The following is a 17,291-nucleotide window of genomic DNA, read 5'->3' as shown; positions in this document are numbered from 1 at the left end:
GTCTGACCGAGGTCAGACCGTGGCGCCGGCGTTCTCGATGTAGGTGACGGCGTCGCCGACGGTGGAGAGGTTCTTGAACTCGTCGTCGGGGATGGTGACGCCGAACTTCTCCTCGGCGGCGACGACGATCTCGACCATGGACAGCGAGTCGACGTCGAGGTCCTCGGTGAAGCTCTTGTCGAGCTGCACGTCGTCGACGTCGGTCCCGACGACCTCGTTGACGATCTCGGCGAGGGCGGCGCGGATGGCTTCGGTGTTGCTCATGGTGTTCCTTTCATTGGTGGCCGAGCGGCCACGGTGGTGGGTTGAAAACAGAGGTGGCTCAGGGGACGACGACGACCTGGGCGGCCCAGGCCAGCCCGGCGCCGAAGGCGATCAGCAGGGCGAGGTCGCCCGACTTCGCGTCGCCCTCCCGCTTCATCCGCTCCAGGGCGAGCGGGATCGAGGCGGCCGAGGTGTTGCCCATGTCGACGATGTCGCGGGCGATCTTGACGGTGTCGGGCAGCTTCATCGCCTTGGCCATCGCGTCGATGATCCGAAGGTTGGCCTGGTGCGGCACGAAGCAGTCGAGCTGGTCGGCGGTGATGCCGGCCCGATCCAGTGCCTCCAGGCCCGTCTTCGCCATCGTGAAAGAGGCCCAGCGGAAGACCGAGTTGCCTTGCATGGTGAGGTGGGGGAGGGATCCACGATCCAAGGCAACGTCCCAGGTCTCCCGCTGGGTGATCAAGTCGGCGCGTTCACCATCGGAGCCCCATACGACCGGACCGATCCCAGGGGAATCGCTCGGTCCAACAACGGCCGCGCCGGCGCCGTCGGCGAAGATGAACGCCGTACCGCGGTCGGTGAGGTCGGTGATGTCGGAAAGCCGCTCGACACCGATCACGAGCACGTGGCCGGCGCTACCAGCGCGGACCAGGTCGGAGGCGAGGGCGATCCCGTGGCAGAAACCAGCGCAGGCGGCAGAGATGTCGAATGCCGCCGGCTGGTCGGTGCCAAGTTCGTGCGCGACGATCGCCGCGAGGGAGGGCGTCTGGGTCAGGTGGGTGACCGTGGCCACGATGACGCAGTCGATCTGACGGGCGTCGACGCCCGCGTCGGCCAGGGCCGCTCGCGCTGCCTCGGTGGCCATCAGCGTGACGGTCTCGTCCTCGGTCGCCCACCGACGCTCGGTGATGCCGGTGCGGGTCCGGATCCACTCGTCGGTGGAGTCGATCGCCTCGACCAGGTCCGCGTTGGGGACCACGCGCGAGGGACGGTAGGCGCCGATCCCGAGCATCCGGGCGTGGGCCGCTCCGGTCGGGGTCGTCAGCGTCGCCTTCGGGGTGGAGGCGGGCATCAGACCGCCGCCGGGTGGAGCCGCACGAGGGGCTGACCGGGGGAGACCAGGTCGCCGTCCTCGACGAGCCACTCCACGACCTGGCCGCCGTGGGCGGCGGTCACCACGATCCGGTCACGCAGGCTGACGATGTCGCCGATCGCCGCACCGGCGGGCAGGACGTCGCTGTCGCGGCTGGTGCTGTCGAGGTGGAAGGTGCCCTTGGTCGGGGCCACCACCATCCGCCAGGTCGGGGTCAGCTCGATCGGCGAGGGCTCGCCGTGCTTGTTGACGAAGGCGCGGGCGTCGTCGAGCTGGTCGGGGGTCTTCAGCGCGAAGGTCTCGACCTCCTTGCCGAAGTACCGCTTCGCGATCCCGGTCAGGGTGCCCGCCGGGGGCATCTCCAGGATGCCGGTGACGCCGAGGTCGGCCATCGCCTCCATGCACAGGTCCCAGCGGACCGGCTGGGAGATCTGACCGACGATCCGGGTGAGGACGTCGGGGCCGTCGTGCAGGATGCGACCGTCGCGGTTGGAGATCACGGGGGTCCGGGCGTCGTGCACGGAGACCGAGCGGGCCAGGCCGGCGAGGTGGCCGACCGCGGGAGCCATGTGCTCGGTGTGGAAGGCGCCGGCCACCTTGAGGGGGGCGAGGCGGGCCTTGGCCGGCGGGTCGGCGGCCAGCGCGGCGAGCTGCTCGAGCGTGCCGGCGGCGACAATCTGACCCGGGCCGTTGTCGTTGGCGGCGACGAGACCGTGCCGCTCGAGGGTGGCCAGGACGTCCTCGCGGTCCCCGCCGAGCACGGCGGTCATGCCGGTCGCGGTGGTGGCGGCGGCACCGGCCATCGCCCGACCACGCTCGCGGACCAGGACCATCGCCTGCTCACCGGTGATCACGCGGGCACCGGCGGCGGCGGAGAGCTCGCCGACACTGTGCCCGGCGACTGCACCGATCTTGCCGAACGCGTCGGCCGGGTGGGGGAAGACCTCGAGGGCGGCCAGCAGGCCGGTGGCGACCAGCAGCGGCTGGGCGTTCGCGGTGTCCCGGATGGTGTCCTCGTCCGCCTCGGTGCCGAGGTGGCGCAGGTCGAGACCCGCCACCGCACTCAGCCAGTCCAGGCGAGCAGCGAAGGTGGGGTCCTCCAACCAGGGGAGGAGCATTCCGGGGGTCTGTGATCCCTGACCGGGAGCGACAACAACAAGCACGACGTCCACGATGCCTGGCTACTGGTGGGTCACCTTGACCACGGCGTGACGAAGATAGGCAAGGGACTTTGGAGAGTTCCTACAAGCCCCGCCTGACGGCGGAATCAGAGTCCGCGGAGCCGACCGAGGGAGAGTGCGACCCGGAGCGTCCAGGCGTCCCGGGCCGCAGCCGGGTTGAGGCCGGTCGCGTCGGCGATCTGGCGCAGCCGGTAGCGGACCGTGTTGCTGTGCACGAACAGCTGCCGGGCGGTCGCCTCCAGCGAGCCGCCGGCGTCGAGGTAGGCGCTCAGCGTCTCGATCAGGGCCGGGTTGTCCAGCGCCAGGTAGGCCTCGGTGACGAGCTGGTCGGCCGCGACCGTGTCGCCGCCCAGGATGCGCTCGGGCAGCAGGTCGTCGGCGAGCACCGGCCGCGGAGCGTCGATCCAGCCCGCGCTCGCGCGGTAGCCGGCCAACGCCGCCTGGGCCGAGATGGTGGCCTCCCGGACCGAGCTGACCACCGGCCCGACCACGACCGCTCCGGGCGCGAACAGCCCGTCGAGCAGACCGGCCGCCTCCAACGCCTTGTCCACGCCACCGACGAGCACCACCAGCAGGTCCCCGTGCAACGCGCAGAGCGCGTCCATCCCCCCGATCCGGACCAGCCGGCGGGCCTCCTCGAAGACGTCGGTGCCGCCCTCCGAGGCCGGGCCGACCACGACCAGCAGGTCGCCGGCGCCGGCCCAGCCGAGGGCGCCGGCCCGGGACAGCACGGCTTCGTCGGTCTCGCCGCGCAGCACCGCGTCGACGACGAGCGCCTCCAGGCGGGCGTCCCAGGCACCGCGCTGCTCGGCCGCCCGGGCGTAGACCTCGGCGGTCGCGAAGGCGATCTCGCGGGCGTAGCGGACGATCGCGGCGTGCACCGCCGGTGCGTCCTCGGGGTCGACCAGGTGGTCGACGTTGGACTCGATCACGTCGACCGCGAGCCGGACCAGGTCGACGGTCTGCTGCAGGGTGATCATGCCGGTCAGAGCGCGCGGCGCCGTACCGAAGATCGTGGCCGCGAGAGCGGGTCCGTCGACCCGAGCGACCTGGCCGCCGGCGTACCACTCGGTGAAGCCGCGGATACCGGCCTGGACGATCAGGCCGACCCAGGAGCGGTTCTCCGCGGAGAGCTCGCCGAACCAGGCCAGGTCGGACTCCATCCGGCTGGTGGCGGCCGTGGCCAGCTTGCCGGTGGACCGCTTGAGGACGGCGGATCCGGGCGGGGCGGGACGGCGGCTCATCGATGCTCTCCTGACGGTGAAACTGGTCCTGATTCGATCACGGGTGTAACAAACCCGTGATTCAATCCCTGACTATGCCGCAGACCCGGTTCGTCACCATCCATGGGCACCGGCGCGCCTACGCGTTCGGTGGTCGCGAGCTCGGCGAGGCGCCGGTCCTGCTGCTCCTGCACGGCCTGGCCTGCGACCGGCACACCTGGGACCCGGTGTGGGACCAGCTCGCCGAGCGCTACACGTTGGTGGCGCCCGACCTGCTCGGTCACGGCGAGTCCGACAAGCCGCGCGGGGACTACAGCGTCGCGGGCTACGCCAACGGGATGCGCGACCTGCTCACGGTGCTCGGCATCGACAAGGTCACCGTCGTGGGGCACAGCTTCGGTGGCGGCGTGGCGATGCAGTTCGGCTACCAGTTCCCCGAGCGCACCGAACGACTCTTCATGGTCGACCCCGGCGGCCTCGGCCGCGAGGTCACCCCGCTGATCCGGATGCTCGCCCTGCCGGGCTTCGACCTGGCCCTGACGATGTTGACGCTCCCGGGCGTGGTCGAGCTGAACACCGGGGTGCTGCGACTCCTGCACCGCACGGTGGGGCGCAAGGAGACGCGTGACTTCGACGAGGTCGCCGACATCGTCGCCTCGTTCAAGGACGCCGGGAAGCGTCGCGCGGTCCGCCGGCTGGTGACGAACTCGATCGACCTGCACGGCCAGGTCGTCACGATGCGTGACCGCGCCTACCTGACCGAGGCGATGCCGCTGTGCGTGGTGTGGGGCGAGGACGACATGGTCATCCCGGCGAAGCACGCCGGCATCGTGGCCACGCTGGCTCCGGAGGCACGGGTCGTGGTGATCCCCAACGCGGGCCACTTCCCGCATCGCGACCACCCCGTCCAGTTCGTCACCCTGCTCGACGACTTCATGGCCACCACCGTCCCGGCGTCCTACTCCCGGGCGAAGTGGCGCCGCCTGCTCAAGTCTGGCCAGGCGGCACCACTTCACGCGGTTGAGGACTCGGTCGAGCCCACGGGGGAGCTCGCCTGAATCAGGCGTCGCCGCCCTCCTGCTTCACGCCGGCCATCGTGGTCGGGTCGTCGATCCGGTAGGTGGCGAACGCCTTCTCCACCAGAGCCCGGTCGATCTCACCGGCGTCGGCCAGCGCCTGCAGCGCCTGGACGACGACCGACTGGGCGTCGATCTGGAAGAAGCGACGCGCGGCGGGACGGGTGTCGGCGAAACCGAATCCGTCAGCACCCAGCACCCGGTAGTCCGCACCGACCCAACGAGCGATCTGCAGCGGCACGGCACGCATGTAGTCGCTGACCGCGATCACCGGTGCCGAGTCGCCGGCGAGCCTGTCGGCGACGTACGACGTCCGCGGAGCCTCGCCCGGGTGGTTGAGGTTCCAGGACTCGGCCTCGATCGCGTCGCGAGCCAGCTCGTTCCACGAGGTGACCGACCAGGTGTCGGCCGCGACGCCCCACTCCTCGGAGAGGATCCGGGCGGCCTCGTTGATCCACGGGTAGGAGACGCCGGAGGCGAGCAGGCGCACCCGCGGACCACTGGCCGTGGCCACGCTTGTGCGGTGCATGCCCTTGAGGATGCCGGCGATGTCGACGTCCTCGGGCTGGGCCGGCTGGGCGACGGGCTCGTTGTAGACGGTGATGTAGAAGACGACGTCCTCACCGTTGCCGTGCGCGCCACCGGTGCCGTACATCCGCTCCAGGCCGGAACGCATGATGTGGCTGACCTCGTAGGCGAACGCCGGGTCGTAGTGCACGACCGCCGGGTTGGTCGCGGCCAGCAGCGGCGAGTGGCCGTCGGCGTGCTGCAGACCCTCACCGGTCAGCGTGGTCCGACCGGCCGTGGCACCGACGAGGAAGCCGCGCGCCATCTGGTCGGTCATCGCCCAGATCGAGTCACCGGTGCGCTGGAAGCCGAACATCGAGTAGAAGATGTAGAACGGGATCATCGGCACGCCGTGGGTGGCGTAGGCCGAACCCGCAGCGGTGGCCGAGGCCATCGCGCCGGCCTCGGAGATGCCCTCGTGCAGCATCTGGCCGCCGGTCGACATCTTGTACTGGAGCAGCATCTCCCGGTCGACGCCCTCGAACTGCTGACCGTGGGGGTCATAGATCTTGGCGCTCGGGAACATCGCGTCCATGCCGAACGTCCGGTACTCGTCGGGAGCGATCGGGACCAGGCGAGCGCCGATGTTCGGGTCGCGCATCCAGTCCTTGAGCAGACGGACCGCAGCCATCGTGGTGGCGACCTTGTGCGAGTTGCCCTTGGTCAGACCGTCGTACACCTTGTCGCCGGGCAGCTCGAGCGGTTCGGCACGCGTGACCCGCTTCGGCAGCGAGCCGCCGAGGGAGTTGCGCCGCTCCATCATGTACTGCATCTCGGGGGAGTCGGCGCCGGGGTGGAAGAGCGGGAACTTGCCGGTCGCGGCGTAGGTCTCCTCGATCGACTGGTCCGTGATCGGGATGCCGAGCCGGTCGCGGAAGCGCTTGGCGTCCTCGACACCGAGCTTCTTCATCTGGTGGGTGGCGTTCTTGCCCATCAGGGAGTCGATCGTCCAACCCTTGACCGTGTGGGCCAGGATCACCGTCGGCTGTCCGGCGTGCTTGGTGGCCGAGTCGAAGGCGGCGTAGATCTTGCGGTAGTCGTGGCCACCGCGCGGCAGCTTCTCGATGTCGCGGTCGGAGAGGTGGGAGACCATGTCGCGCAGGCGCGGGTCGGGACCGAAGAAGTGCTCACGGTTGTAGGCACCGTCCTCGACGGAGTACGTCTGGAACGCGCCGTCGGGGGTGGTGTTCATCTTGTTGACCAGGACGCCGTCGACGTCGCGGGCGAGCAGGTCGTCCCACTCGCGGCCCCAGACGACCTTGATCACGTTCCAGCCGGCGCCACGGAAGTTGGACTCCAGCTCCTGGATGATCTTGCCGTTGCCGGTGACCGGGCCGTCGAGCTGCTGCAGGTTGCAGTTGACCACCCAGACCAGGTTGTCGAGCTCCTCGCGGGCCGCGATCCGCAGTGCACCCATCGACTCGGGCTCGGCCATCTCGCCGTCACCGAGGAAGGCCCACACGCGCTGGTCGGAGGTGTCCTTGAGGCCCCGGTTGTGCAGGTAGCGGTTGAACCGCGCCTGGTAGATCGAGTTGATCCCGGTCAGACCCATCGAGACGGTGGGGAACTCCCAGAAGTCGGGCATCAACCGCGGGTGCGGGTAGGAGGAGAGGCCCTGGCCGACTCCGTGCTGGACCTCCTGGCGGAAGCGGTAGAGCTGCTCCTCGGTCAGACGACCCTCGAGGAACGCGCGGGCGTAGATGCCGGGGGAGGCGTGACCCTGGATGAAGATCTGGTCGCCGCCGCCCGGGTGGTCCTTGCCGCGGAAGAAGTGGTTGAAACCGACCTCGTAGAGCGAGGCGCTGGACTGGTAGGTGGCGATGTGGCCGCCGACCTCCAGACCCTTGCTGTTGGCACTGGAGACAAGCATCGCGGCGTTCCAACGGATGTAGGAGCGGATCGTGCGCTCCATGTCCTCGTTGCCCGGGAACCAGGGCTCGCGCTCCGGCGGGATCGTGTTGATGAAGTCGGTGCTGCGCAACGCGGGCACACCGATGGCGCGCTCGCGGGAGCGCTCCAGCAGTCGCAGCATCACGTAACGGGCACGGTCACGACCGCGCGCGTCGACCATCGAGTCGAACGAAGCAAGCCAGTCCCTGGTCTCATCGGGGTCGATGTCGGGAAGCTGGGTGGGGAGCCCCTCGTGGATGACGGTGGGGGTCGGCTGCGCCGGAGTGGTGGATTCGGTCACCTTCGCATGGTGTCACTCCCTGGCAGGACTCAAAACTTACTGACGAGTACACCCCTTTTTGTTCTGGCAGGCGGAACGGCGTGGGCTCTTGCGCGCTCGGGGCATCTCCGGTGGACTGTCCACCACGATCAGGGATGATGGTGCTGATCGTTCATGCAGAACAACGTCAAGGAGTGGATGCACGTGAGCTCGACCTCGGCCGCTGGGCCGGCTGATCGCCTGGGATTCAAGCCCGGAATGGTGATCCAAGAGCTGGGCTGGGACAGCGACACCGACGAGGAGCTGCGTGGTTCCGTGGAGGAGACCATCGACGGCGACCTCGTCGATGGCGACTACGGGAACGACGTCGACTCGGTGCTGCTGTGGTGGCGTGAGGACGACGGCGACCTGGTCGACGGCCTCGTGGACGCCTTGACCGACCTGGTCGGCGGCGGTGCGATCTGGCTGCTGACCCCGAAGGTCGGCCGCCCCGGTGCGGTCGACGCTGCTGACATCGCCGAGTCGGCGCCGTTGGCCGGCCTGTCGCAGACCACCACCGCTGCGGTGAGCAAGGACTGGGCCGCCACCCGCCTGGTCGCCCCCAAGTCGCTGTCCTGAGCGATGCGCCTGCTCAGTCCGCTGACCGCGGTCCGCGTGATCGCGGGCTCCGGCCTCGTCCGGCCCTACTCCCCGTCGGCGCTGCTGCGTCTGACCTCCGTCGTGCGGGAGTGGGGGACCGGGCCGGCCGGCGGGTTCGCGAGCCTCGCCGTCCGTGACCCCGACGCGATCGGCGTCATCGACGAGCTCGGCACCCTGACCTGGCGCGAGGTCCACCTGCGCTCCAACGCGCTCGCGCACGCTCTGGCCGAGCGCGGCGTCGGATCCGGGGACGGCGTCGCGGTGATGTGCCGCAACCACCGCGGGTTCCTCGACGCCACGATCGCCGCGGGCAAGCTCGGAGCCGACGTGCTCCTGCTCAACACCGCCTTCGCCGGGCCGCAGCTCGCGGAGGTGCTGGAGCGGGAGAAGCCGCGGGTGGTGATCCACGACCAGGAGTTCACCGACCTGCTCGCCGGGGCGCCGATCCAGGACCGGATCATCGCGTGGACCGAGTCCGAGACCGACGACCCGACGTTGGACTGCCTCATCTCGCGTACGACGGCCATGGAGCTGCGTCCGCCGAAGCGGCACGGTCGGATCGTCATCCTCACCTCCGGCACGACCGGGACTCCCAAGGGCGCTCCGCGCAGCGAGGCCGGCTTCGACGCGGCGATCTCGCTGCTCTCCCGGATGCCGATCCGCGCCGGCTGGCGCACCCACATCGCGGCACCGATGTTCCACACCTGGGGGTTGGCGCACCTGCTGCTCGCGATGCTGCTCGGCACCCCGTTGGTGCTGCGGCGCCGGTTCGACCCCGAGGAGGCGTTGGCGGCGCTGACGTCGAGCGAGGCCGAGGTGTTCGTCGTCATCCCGGTGATGCTGCAACGCATTCTGGCGCTGCCGGCCGAGACCCTCGAGCGCTACGACCTGTCCGCGGTCCAGGTGACCGCCTCGTCGGGCTCGGCGCTGCCGGGTGACCTGGCGCTGGCCTGGATGGACGCCTTCGGCGACACGCTCTACAACGTCTACGGCTCCACCGAGGTCGCCTACGCCTCGATCGCGACGCCGACGGACCTGCGCGAGGAACCCACCTCGGCGGGGAAGCCGCCGTGGGGCACCACCGTGCGGATCCTCGATCCGCTCGGGGTCGAGGTCGGGTCGGGGGAGACGGGCCGGATCTTCGTGGCCAACGGCTTCCTCTTCGAGGGCTACACAGGTGGCGGCGGCAAGGAGATCGTCGACGGCCTGATGGCCACCGGTGACATCGGTCGCTACGACGGGTCGGGCCGGCTTTTCGTCGAGGGCCGCGATGACGAGATGATCGTCTCGGGAGGCGAGAACGTCTTCCCGAAGGAGGTCGAGGACTGCCTCACCCGTCACCCTGCGGTGATGGATGCAGCGGCGATCGGCGTCTCGGACGACGACTTCGGTCAGCGGCTTCGTGCGTTCGTCGTGCTCTCGGCACCGACGCCCGAGCGCGAGCTGCAGGACTGGGTCCGGGTCAACCTGGCCCGGTTCAAGGTGCCACGAGAGGTGATTGTGCTCGATCAACTGCCGCGCAACGCGACAGGCAAGCTGCTCAAGCGGGAGCTTTCCACCTGGGCGCCCGAGGCATGAGCGCCCAGATGAGCGCGATCGGGCTCGAGGTCGGACAGACCGCTCCGGACTTCACGCTGCGCGACCAGTTCGGCAGTGACGTCACGCTGTCGTCGTACCGCGGCCGCAAGGCCGTCGCGCTGGTCTTCTACCCGGCGGCCTTCTCCGGGGTCTGCACCGGCGAGATGGCGGGGATCCGCGCCCGGCTGGCCGACTTCCTCACCTTCGACACCGAGGTGCTCGCGATCTCCTGCGACACCGTCTACTCGCTGCGGGCCTTCGCCGATGCGGACGGGCTCAACTTCCCGCTGCTGTCGGACCACTGGCCGCACGGCGAGGTCGCCCGCGCCTACGGCGTCTTCGACGAGGCCCGCGGGCTCGGTCGGCGATCGTCGTACGTGATCGACAAGGAGGGACTGGTGCGCTGGTCGGTGCACCACCCCAACTCGGAGAGCCGCGATCTCGACGAGCACCTGCGCCAGCTGGGTCTCGCCACCTGACGTTCATCGGGACGTGGTGCACCGGTGGTGCATCCGGGGCCCTCGCGTCGACTGACCACGATCGACTCCTCGGAGTCGCTCGGGAACGGCCCGAGCGAGGTCCGAAAGAGGAATCAGTTGTCTCGATTCAGCTCGCGTCCCGCCCGGCTCGTGGCCGGTGCGGCCGCCCTCGCCGTGGTGGGGACCGGCGTCGCGCACGCCGCCCTGACCGACCCCAACGGAGCGATCCGTCACACCACCGGTGACCAGACGTCCGAGGTCGCCTCCCAGATCAAGTTCGGCAAGGCGAAGAACGTCCTCCTGTTCATCGGTGACGGGATGGGTGACTCCGAGATCACCGTGGCCCGCAACTACCTCGTGGGCGCCAACGGCACCCTGCAGGGCCTCGACTCGCTGCCGCTGACCGGCCAGTACACGACCTACGCCCTGCACAAGTCCGGCACCTACGCCGGCAAGCCGGACTACGTCACCGACTCCGCTGCCTCGGGCACCGGATGGGCGACGGGCACCAAGTCCTACAACGGTGCGATCAGCGTCGGCCTGGACGGCACCACCACCCACCAGACCCTGCTGGAGTGGGCCAAGTCCCAGGGGCTGAAGACCGGCAACGTCACCACCGCCGAGATCCAGGACGCCACCCCCGCGGTGCAGTACGCCCACGTCGCCGACCGCGGCTGCTACGCGCCCGCCGGTTCCAAGGGGATGACCAACTGTCCCGCCCAGGTCCGTGACGCCGCCCACCCGAACGCGCTCGGCTCGATCTCCGAGCAGCTCCTCACCACCCGGCCCGACCTCACCCTCGGCGGCGGGAAGAAGTACTTCAACGAGCTCATCCAGGGCGGGGCGGACCAGGGCAAGACGGTCAAGGCCGCCGCGCAGGACAAGGGCTTCCAGTGGGTCGAGGACGAGTCCGGCCTCAACGCGGTCACGAAGGCCGACCAGGCCGCGCCGGTGATCGGGCTCTTCGCCGACGGCAACATGAACACCCGGTTCAAGGCGACGCCGGCGAAGCACTTCGCCGCGATCAAGACCGGCGCCGGGTCGATCGAGTCGCCGGACACCTGCGTCGCCAACGACACCCCGGCTTGGCCCGGCACCCAGCCGACCCTCGCCGAGATGACGGACAAGGCGATCGACCTGCTCGACAACAAGAAGGGCTTCTTCCTGCAGGTCGAGGGAGCGAGCATCGACAAGCAGGACCACGCCGCGAACCCGTGCGGGCAGATCGGTGAGACCCTCGACCTCGACGAGGCGGTCAAGGTCGGCATGGACTTCGCCAAGACCCACGGCGACACCCTGGTCATCGTCACGGCCGACCACGCCCACTCGAGCCAGATCATCAACGCCGACGACGTCTCCGAGGCGACGCCGGCCTCGATCCCGCCGGGCCTGATCTACACGCTGAAGACGCACGACGACGCGCCCATGACCATCTCCTACGGCACCGCGGACACCGGTGGCTCCCAGCAGCACACCGGCTCCCAGGTCCGGATCGCCGGGTACGGCCCCGGCGCCGCGAACGTGGTGGGCCTCTCGGACCAGACCGACGTGTTCTCCACGGTCAAGCGCGCCCTGTCCGGGACCGGGCTCGATCCCGCCCCGGCACCGATCGTGAAGACGGTGAAGGTCAACGTCTCGGCCCAGGCCTGCAACGCCGCCAAGGCCCAGGTCGCCCAGCTGACCAAGCAGGTCAAAAAGGCGCGCGGCGAGAAGAAGCGCACCCTCACCGCACAGCTCAAGGGCGTGAAGTCGGTCAGCCGCTTCTGCTGAGCCTCTCCCAGGGGCGAACTGGTCTGGACCGGTGGAGGGAACTTTCGGGTTTCGTTCGCCGGTTCGGCCCGGTTCGTCCTAGTCTTCTGGAAGTCCCCCTGGCGACCCGAGACGCCAGGGGGACTTTCTATGCCCGGACAATGATCCGGCGCCGGTTTCGGGGTGCCAGGCGTGCTCCCGTAGGGTTTCCCCGCTACGGGCGTATAGCTCAGTTGGTTAGAGCGCCTCCCTTACAAGGAGGAAGTCGGGGGTTCGAGTCCCTCTTCGCCCACCTCCCGCCGGCACCACCTCGTGCGGTTCTTTACCTCAAACTGGTGACCGCCCGGCTCGGCGCTGCACTCAGCCTCCGAACCTGCCCTTGGCTGGCAGCCATGACACTCGAGCGGCTCGGGTCCTTCTGCGCCCGCCGACCCTGGTGGGTGATCGGTGGCTGGATCCTGGTGCTCCTGCTGGTGACCGTCGGCCACCGCGTCGTCGACTCGACCTACCAGGACGACTTCACCCTGCCGGGTTCGCAGGCCCAGACCGGTGCCGACCTCCTCACCGCGCACCTCCCGGCGGCCGCGGGGGTCGCGGGCCAGGTCGTCTTCACCGACACCGATCCGCTGTCGGCGCAGAAGACGGTGATCGAGTCGGCCGTCGCCTCGATCGACAAGCTCGACAACGTCGCGTCGGTGAGCGACCCGTTCGCCGCAGGGTCGGTCTCGAAGGACGGGCAGACCGCCTACGCCACGGTGCAGTACCAGGTGCGCCCCGACTCCGACGACGTCGACGCGATGGACGGTGCCGTCGCTCCCGTCCGTGCCGCCGGCGTCAAGGTGGCCTACGGCGGCGCGCTGGGGGTGGCCGCACGCCCGTCGGCGAACGACCTGGGCTCCGAGCTCGCCGGCTTGCTGATCGCCATCCTCGTGCTCCTGCTCGGCTTCGGCAGCGTGATCGCGGCCGGGCTGCCGATCGCCAGCGCGGTGGTCGGTGTGGGTGTCGGGATGGGTGTCCTCGGCATGGTCGCCGGCCTGACCACGTTCGCCTCGGCGAGCCCGACCCTGGGGCTGATGATGGGTCTGGGCGTGGGGATCGACTACGCCCTCTTCCTCACCACCCGGCACCGCCAGCACCTGATCGAGGGACTCGAACCCGATGCGGCGATCAGGCTGAGCCTGTCCACCAGCGGCCGGTCGGTGCTGGTCGCCGCGCTGACCGTCGTGCTCGCCCTGCTCGGGCTCTACGCCTCCGGGATCGGCTTCGTCGGCAAGCTCGGCCTCGCCGCGGCCATCACCGTCAGCATCGCGGCCGTCGCCGGCCTCACCCTGGTGCCCGCGTTCCTCGGGCTGGCGGGTCGCAAGATCGATCGGTGGCACGTGCGTGAGCCGGTCGCCGAGGCCGGCCGTGCCGGTGCCGAGAGCGGGTGGCACCGCTACGCCCTGCGGGTTGAACGCCACCCGTGGCTCCACCTCGGGGCGGGGCTGATCTTCCTGTTCGTGCTGGCGGCCCCGGCGTTGTCGATGCGGCTGGGCCACGTCGACGCCGGCGCCGATCCCGCCAGCGACACCAGCCGCAAGGCGTACGACGCCATCGCCGCCGGGTTCGGGCCCGGGGCCAACGGCCCGCTGACCGTGGTGATCAAGGCGCCGAGCGATACGTCCGCGACGACGTCGCTGGAGACGGCGCTGAGCCAGTCGCTGGCCACCGTGCCCGGCGTCGCCTCCGTCTCGCCGCCGACCACCTCACCCGACAAGGCGCTCGTCGTGGTCACCGTCGTGCCCGACTCGGGGCCGCAGGACGCAGCCACCGAGACGGTCCTCGACCAGCTCCGGGACACGACGCTGCCCGGGGTCACCGACCAGCCGACGTACATCACGGGGACGACCGCCGCCCAGCTCGAGTTCCGCGACATGGTCGCCTCCCGGCTGCCCCTGATCGTCGCCGTGGTGCTGTGCGGGGCCTTCGTGCTGCTGATGATGGCCTTCCGAAGCCCGATCCTGGCGCTGAAGGCGGCGGTGCTGAACCTGGTCTCGATCGGCGCCGCCTTCGGCGTCATCGTCGCGGTCTTCCAGTGGGGCTGGGGCGCGAGCCTGATCGGTGTCAGCGAGAAGGTCCCCATCGAGGCCTACGTGCCGATGATGATGTTCGCGATCATCTTCGGCTTGTCGATGGACTACGAGGTCTTCCTGCTGTCCCGGGTGCGGGAGGTGTGGCTGGCCACCGGCAACAACGCCGACAGCGTGGCCGGGGGACTGTCGAGCACGGCGCGGGTGATCTCGTGCGCCGCCCTGATCATGGCCAGCGTCTTCCTGTCCTTCGCCTTCACCCCGGCTGTGGTGATCAAGATGCTCGCGATCGGGCTGGGCGTCTCGGTGCTGATCGACGCGACCGTGGTCCGACTGCTGGTTGTCCCGGCGACGATGTTCCTGCTCGGACACTGGAACTGGTGGATGCCCGCGTGGCTCGACCGGATCCTGCCCCGGCTCGAGCCCGAGGAGCACCACTGAACGCCTACCCCACTTCGGGCATGTCGCCGCCGCCGCGGAGTGGTTCAGGCGAAAGCGCCCGTACCGTCCCGACCATGATCGGCGCGCTGACGGGGCTGAGGGCCTTCGCTGCGGCTGTCGTCTTCGTGAACCACATCGGCTTCCTCGTCGGTCACACCGTGATCGGTGACGAGTGGCGCCTGGTCAACCCGGTCAGCCTGGTCGGCGTCTTCACGTTCTTCGCGCTCTCCGGCTACCTGCTCGCGATGCCGGGATCGATGCGCGGGGGGCGCGGAGCGTTCTGGCGCCGACGCGCCGCGCGGATCCTCCCGGTCTACTGGGTGACGCTGGCCGCGGTCGTCGTCCTGATCCTGACCCAGGGCGGACGTCCCGGCCCGGCGAACCTGATCGCGAACGTGCTGCTGCTCCAGTCCTGGTCGCCGTCGGGGCAGGCCGCGAGCCTCAACCTGCCGGCCTGGTCGCTCTCGGTCGAGGTGCTCTTCTACGCGACCCTGCCGCTGGTGGTCGCGCCGACCGTTCGGCTCGTCCGGCGGTGGCCGCGGGCGACGCTGGGGGCGATCGTCCTGCTCGCGGTGGCGGGCTCGCTGGCCCTGCAGGCCGACCTGGTGTCGGAGGTGTTCCCGCCCGCCTACCTGCCGATCTTCTTCCTGGGTGTCCACGCCGCGGTCACCGGCCGGGCGGCCACCTCGCCGACCCTCGCCTGGATCGCCTTCGGCGTCGGTGCCGTGTCGTACCCGTTCGTGCACAACTACACCCCGCCGGCGATCGGGGCTGCCCTCCTGGTCGCCTCCCTGGCCGCGACCGGGGGACCGGCCTGGATCCGGACGCCGACCGCGATCCGGTTCGGCACCTGGTCGTACGCCTTCTTCCTGGTGCACGTGCTGGTGATCAGCGTGGTCGGGATCGGGATCGCGCACACGGTCGGTCGGTCGGCGATCACTGCACCGATCGGCCTGGGGCTGGCCGCCGCGGCCTTCGTGGCTTCGTGGGCCGCGGCGGCGCTGCTCTACCACTTCGTGGAGGAACCCGGTCGCCGATGGATCACCGGTGCGACCGCTACGCCAGGGTCGTCACCAGGGCGTGCGCCGTGGCCACGCTCGACTGCGGGTTCTGGCCGCTGACCAGGTGGCCGTCGGTCACGACCGTCGAGCTCCACGGGGCGCCGGTGCTGATCACGGCACCGAGCTCGCCCAGCCGGGACGCGACCAGGTACGGCGACTTGTCGCCGAGTCCGCCGGCCAGCTCCTCCTCGTCGGTGAAGACGGCGAGCTGCTTGCCGGCGAACGCGAACGAGCCGTCCGCGCGGACCGCGCTGAGCAGGCCGGCCGGGCCGTGGCACAGAGCCGCCACCACGGCATCGCGGTCGGCGGCGTCGATCAGCAGACGTCCCAGGTCGGCGTCGGTGGCGAGGTCGACCATCGGGCCGTGGCCACCGGGAAGCGCGATCGCGTCGTAGGTCCCGCTCGCGACGTCGCCCAGGACCAGCGGGTGCTGCAGCTGGTCGGCGAGCGTGTCGAGGTAGGCCGACAGCTCTGCGCGGTTGTCCACCTGGAGGCTGCCGGGGTCGACCGGAGCGGGGCGGCCACCGGGGGTGGCGACGTCGACCGTGTGGCCGGCGTCGGTGAGACCTCGGTGCAGCTCGACGAGCTCCTCGGCCCAGAAGCCGGTCGGGTGCGTGCTGCCGTCGGTGAGGGTGATGCTGTCGGCCGCGGTGACGGCCATTAGGACGTGAGCCATGGGATGTTCCTTCGATTCGGTTCGGGTCTCGGATCTGGTGTGGGGGGAACCGCGCGTGTCCTCGGTCTGATTCCATTGTGCTCACCGCCGTCATAGAAATTCCGATAGCTGAGGGGCGTCATGCGCGACCTGGAACTGCTCGGCACCTTCCTCGAGGTCTATCGCGGAGGGTCGCTCACGGCCGCTGCCGCAGCCTCGGGCCTGAGCCAGCCCGCCGTCAGTGAGCGGGTCGCGCGGCTCGAGGACGCCATCGGTGAACCGTTGTTCATCCGGACCCGCCGGGGCGTCGTGGCCACCGACCGGGCGGTCGCCCTGGCGGTGGAGATCGGCGATCCCGTCGACCGGCTCCGCGCCGCCCTCGTCGAACCGGGGGAGTCACCGGTGCACGGCCGCGTGCGGGTCGGTGCCGCGAGCGACGTGGCCGCAGCCCGGCTGATTCCCGGACTGGCCGGTCTCGCCGGCTCGGAGCTCCGGATCGACCTGACGCTCGGGCTCGCGACGGACCTGCTGGACGCGCTCGCCGCGGGACGGCTCGACGTCGTGGTCTCCGCGATCCGACCCCGCCTGGCCGGGGTCGGGTACCGACCCCTCGTGGACGAGGAGTTCGTCCTGGTGGCGGCACCGTCGTGGGTCCGTGCTGCCGACCCCGGGACGGTGCTGCGACACATCCCGTTGGTCGCCTACGACGAGGAGCTCTCGATCCTTCGGCGCTACTGGCGCAGCCAGTTCGGTGCCCGGCCGAGCAACCCGGTGGCCCTGACCGTGCCGGACCTGCGCGCCGTGCTGGCTGCCGTGATCGCCGGCGTCGGTGCGTCGGCGCTGCCGCGCTACCTCGCCGATCCGGCGCTGGCCCAGGGTCTCGTGGTCCAGCTCCACGTGCCGCAGGAGCCGCCGATCAACACGCTCTACCTCGCCACGGCTCGGCGGCGTCCGGCCGACCCGGCGGTCGATGCGGTGCTGGCGCGGCTCGTGGAGCGGGCGCAGGTCTGGGACACGCTCTGACCTTCCCGCGACAGCGCGGCGTG

14 protein-coding genes and 1 tRNA gene are annotated in these 17,291 nt (G+C 70.1%); 9 read left to right on the top strand and 6 right to left on the bottom strand.

What is annotated here, in order from left to right:
• Positions 1 to 12: 12 nt before the first annotated feature.
• The 4 genes from ACZ5J1_RS09550 to ACZ5J1_RS09535 form a co-directional block, all read right to left on the bottom strand.
• Complete coding sequence (locus tag ACZ5J1_RS09550) at positions 13 to 264, bottom strand: acyl carrier protein (RefSeq protein ID WP_464558126.1); 252 nt, start codon at positions 262 to 264, stop codon at positions 13 to 15.
• A 58-nt stretch (positions 265 to 322) separates the two neighbouring features.
• Positions 323 to 1,336 carry a beta-ketoacyl-ACP synthase III gene (locus ACZ5J1_RS09545; protein WP_464558124.1) on the bottom strand — a complete coding sequence of 338 codons (1,014 nt, stop codon included), beginning with the start codon at positions 1,334 to 1,336 and terminating at the stop codon, positions 323 to 325.
• Positions 1,336 to 2,520 (bottom strand): acyltransferase domain-containing protein, encoded by a 1,185-nt coding sequence (locus ACZ5J1_RS09540; protein WP_464564759.1) that lies wholly within the window; start codon positions 2,518 to 2,520, stop codon positions 1,336 to 1,338. The genes ACZ5J1_RS09545 and ACZ5J1_RS09540 overlap by 1 nt, the downstream gene beginning before the upstream one ends.
• Before the next feature lie 104 nt (positions 2,521 to 2,624).
• The gene (locus ACZ5J1_RS09535; protein ID WP_464558122.1) at positions 2,625 to 3,782 is read right to left on the bottom strand and encodes a PucR family transcriptional regulator; all 1,158 of its coding nucleotides are present in this window, start codon (positions 3,780 to 3,782) and stop codon (positions 2,625 to 2,627) included.
• A gap of 74 nt (positions 3,783 to 3,856) precedes the next feature.
• On the opposite strand from ACZ5J1_RS09535, the gene ACZ5J1_RS09530 reads away from it, so the two are divergent.
• Positions 3,857 to 4,819 carry an alpha/beta fold hydrolase gene (locus ACZ5J1_RS09530; RefSeq protein WP_464558120.1) on the top strand — a complete coding sequence of 321 codons (963 nt, stop codon included), beginning with the start codon at positions 3,857 to 3,859 and terminating at the stop codon, positions 4,817 to 4,819.
• Between the two features lies 1 nt (position 4,820).
• Here the strand turns inward: ACZ5J1_RS09530 and aceE are convergent, their stop codons facing one another.
• The gene (gene aceE / locus ACZ5J1_RS09525; protein WP_464558118.1) at positions 4,821 to 7,595 is read right to left on the bottom strand and encodes a pyruvate dehydrogenase (acetyl-transferring), homodimeric type; all 2,775 of its coding nucleotides are present in this window, start codon (positions 7,593 to 7,595) and stop codon (positions 4,821 to 4,823) included.
• A 153-nt stretch (positions 7,596 to 7,748) separates the two neighbouring features.
• Between aceE and ACZ5J1_RS09520 the strand changes: the two genes are divergently transcribed.
• From ACZ5J1_RS09520 to ACZ5J1_RS09490, 7 genes are all read left to right on the top strand, one after another.
• The gene (locus tag ACZ5J1_RS09520; protein ID WP_464558116.1) at positions 7,749 to 8,192 is read left to right on the top strand and encodes a DUF3052 domain-containing protein; all 444 of its coding nucleotides are present in this window, start codon (positions 7,749 to 7,751) and stop codon (positions 8,190 to 8,192) included.
• 3 nt (positions 8,193 to 8,195) lie between these two features.
• Positions 8,196 to 9,791: an AMP-binding protein gene (locus ACZ5J1_RS09515; protein WP_464558114.1), complete on the top strand. Its 1,596-nt coding sequence runs from the start codon at positions 8,196 to 8,198 to the stop codon at positions 9,789 to 9,791.
• The gene (locus ACZ5J1_RS09510) at positions 9,788 to 10,270 is read left to right on the top strand and encodes a peroxiredoxin (RefSeq protein ID WP_464558112.1); all 483 of its coding nucleotides are present in this window, start codon (positions 9,788 to 9,790) and stop codon (positions 10,268 to 10,270) included. The genes ACZ5J1_RS09515 and ACZ5J1_RS09510 overlap by 4 nt, the downstream gene beginning before the upstream one ends.
• Before the next feature lie 117 nt (positions 10,271 to 10,387).
• A complete protein-coding gene (gene phoA / locus ACZ5J1_RS09505; protein WP_464558110.1) occupies positions 10,388 to 12,040 on the top strand; it encodes an alkaline phosphatase in 1,653 nt (550 codons plus the stop codon).
• Between the two features lie 197 nt (positions 12,041 to 12,237).
• Positions 12,238 to 12,311, top strand: a tRNA-Val gene (locus ACZ5J1_RS09500).
• Positions 12,312 to 12,411: 100 nt separating this feature from the next.
• Positions 12,412 to 14,529, top strand: coding sequence for an MMPL family transporter (locus ACZ5J1_RS09495; protein WP_464558108.1), 2,118 nt, complete (start codon positions 12,412 to 12,414; stop codon positions 14,527 to 14,529).
• Positions 14,530 to 14,603: 74 nt separating this feature from the next.
• Positions 14,604 to 15,650, top strand: coding sequence for an acyltransferase family protein (locus tag ACZ5J1_RS09490; protein ID WP_464558106.1), 1,047 nt, complete (start codon positions 14,604 to 14,606; stop codon positions 15,648 to 15,650).
• Here ACZ5J1_RS09490 and ACZ5J1_RS09485 read toward each other — a convergent pair.
• Positions 15,586 to 16,266, bottom strand: a complete 681-nt coding sequence (locus ACZ5J1_RS09485) for a type 1 glutamine amidotransferase domain-containing protein (protein WP_464558104.1) — start codon at positions 16,264 to 16,266, stop codon at positions 15,586 to 15,588. The two genes, ACZ5J1_RS09490 and ACZ5J1_RS09485, sit on opposite strands and share 65 nt — an antisense overlap.
• Before the next feature lie 120 nt (positions 16,267 to 16,386).
• Between ACZ5J1_RS09485 and ACZ5J1_RS09480 the strand changes: the two genes are divergently transcribed.
• On the top strand, positions 16,387 to 17,268 hold the full coding sequence (locus tag ACZ5J1_RS09480; RefSeq protein ID WP_464558102.1) for a LysR family transcriptional regulator: 882 nt from the start codon (positions 16,387 to 16,389) through the stop codon (positions 17,266 to 17,268).
• Positions 17,269 to 17,291: the final 23 nt, after the last annotated feature.

The sequence above is a fragment of the Nocardioides sp. JCM 18999 genome, assembly GCF_055391175.1.
Note: the sequence above shows the minus strand (reverse complement) of the source record. Positions and strands in the feature narration are given on the sequence as shown.

What these genes read in the sequence shown, in the direction of transcription:
- ACZ5J1_RS09550 (WP_464558126.1), bottom strand. Translation starts at nt 264, where the DNA reads ATGAGCAACACCGAAGCCATCCGCGCCGCCCTCGCCGAGATCGTCAAC.
- ACZ5J1_RS09545 (WP_464558124.1), bottom strand. Translation starts at nt 1,336, where the DNA reads ATGCCCGCCTCCACCCCGAAGGCGACGCTGACGACCCCGACCGGAGCG.
- ACZ5J1_RS09535 (WP_464558122.1), bottom strand. Translation starts at nt 3,782, where the DNA reads ATGAGCCGCCGTCCCGCCCCGCCCGGATCCGCCGTCCTCAAGCGGTCC.
- ACZ5J1_RS09530 (WP_464558120.1), top strand. Translation starts at nt 3,857, where the DNA reads ATGCCGCAGACCCGGTTCGTCACCATCCATGGGCACCGGCGCGCCTAC.
- ACZ5J1_RS09520 (WP_464558116.1), top strand. Translation starts at nt 7,749, where the DNA reads ATGCAGAACAACGTCAAGGAGTGGATGCACGTGAGCTCGACCTCGGCC.
- ACZ5J1_RS09515 (WP_464558114.1), top strand. Translation starts at nt 8,196, where the DNA reads ATGCGCCTGCTCAGTCCGCTGACCGCGGTCCGCGTGATCGCGGGCTCC.
- ACZ5J1_RS09510 (WP_464558112.1), top strand. Translation starts at nt 9,788, where the DNA reads ATGAGCGCCCAGATGAGCGCGATCGGGCTCGAGGTCGGACAGACCGCT.
- ACZ5J1_RS09495 (WP_464558108.1), top strand. Translation starts at nt 12,412, where the DNA reads ATGACACTCGAGCGGCTCGGGTCCTTCTGCGCCCGCCGACCCTGGTGG.
- ACZ5J1_RS09490 (WP_464558106.1), top strand. Translation starts at nt 14,604, where the DNA reads ATGATCGGCGCGCTGACGGGGCTGAGGGCCTTCGCTGCGGCTGTCGTC.
- ACZ5J1_RS09485 (WP_464558104.1), bottom strand. Translation starts at nt 16,266, where the DNA reads ATGGCTCACGTCCTAATGGCCGTCACCGCGGCCGACAGCATCACCCTC.
- ACZ5J1_RS09480 (WP_464558102.1), top strand. Translation starts at nt 16,387, where the DNA reads ATGCGCGACCTGGAACTGCTCGGCACCTTCCTCGAGGTCTATCGCGGA.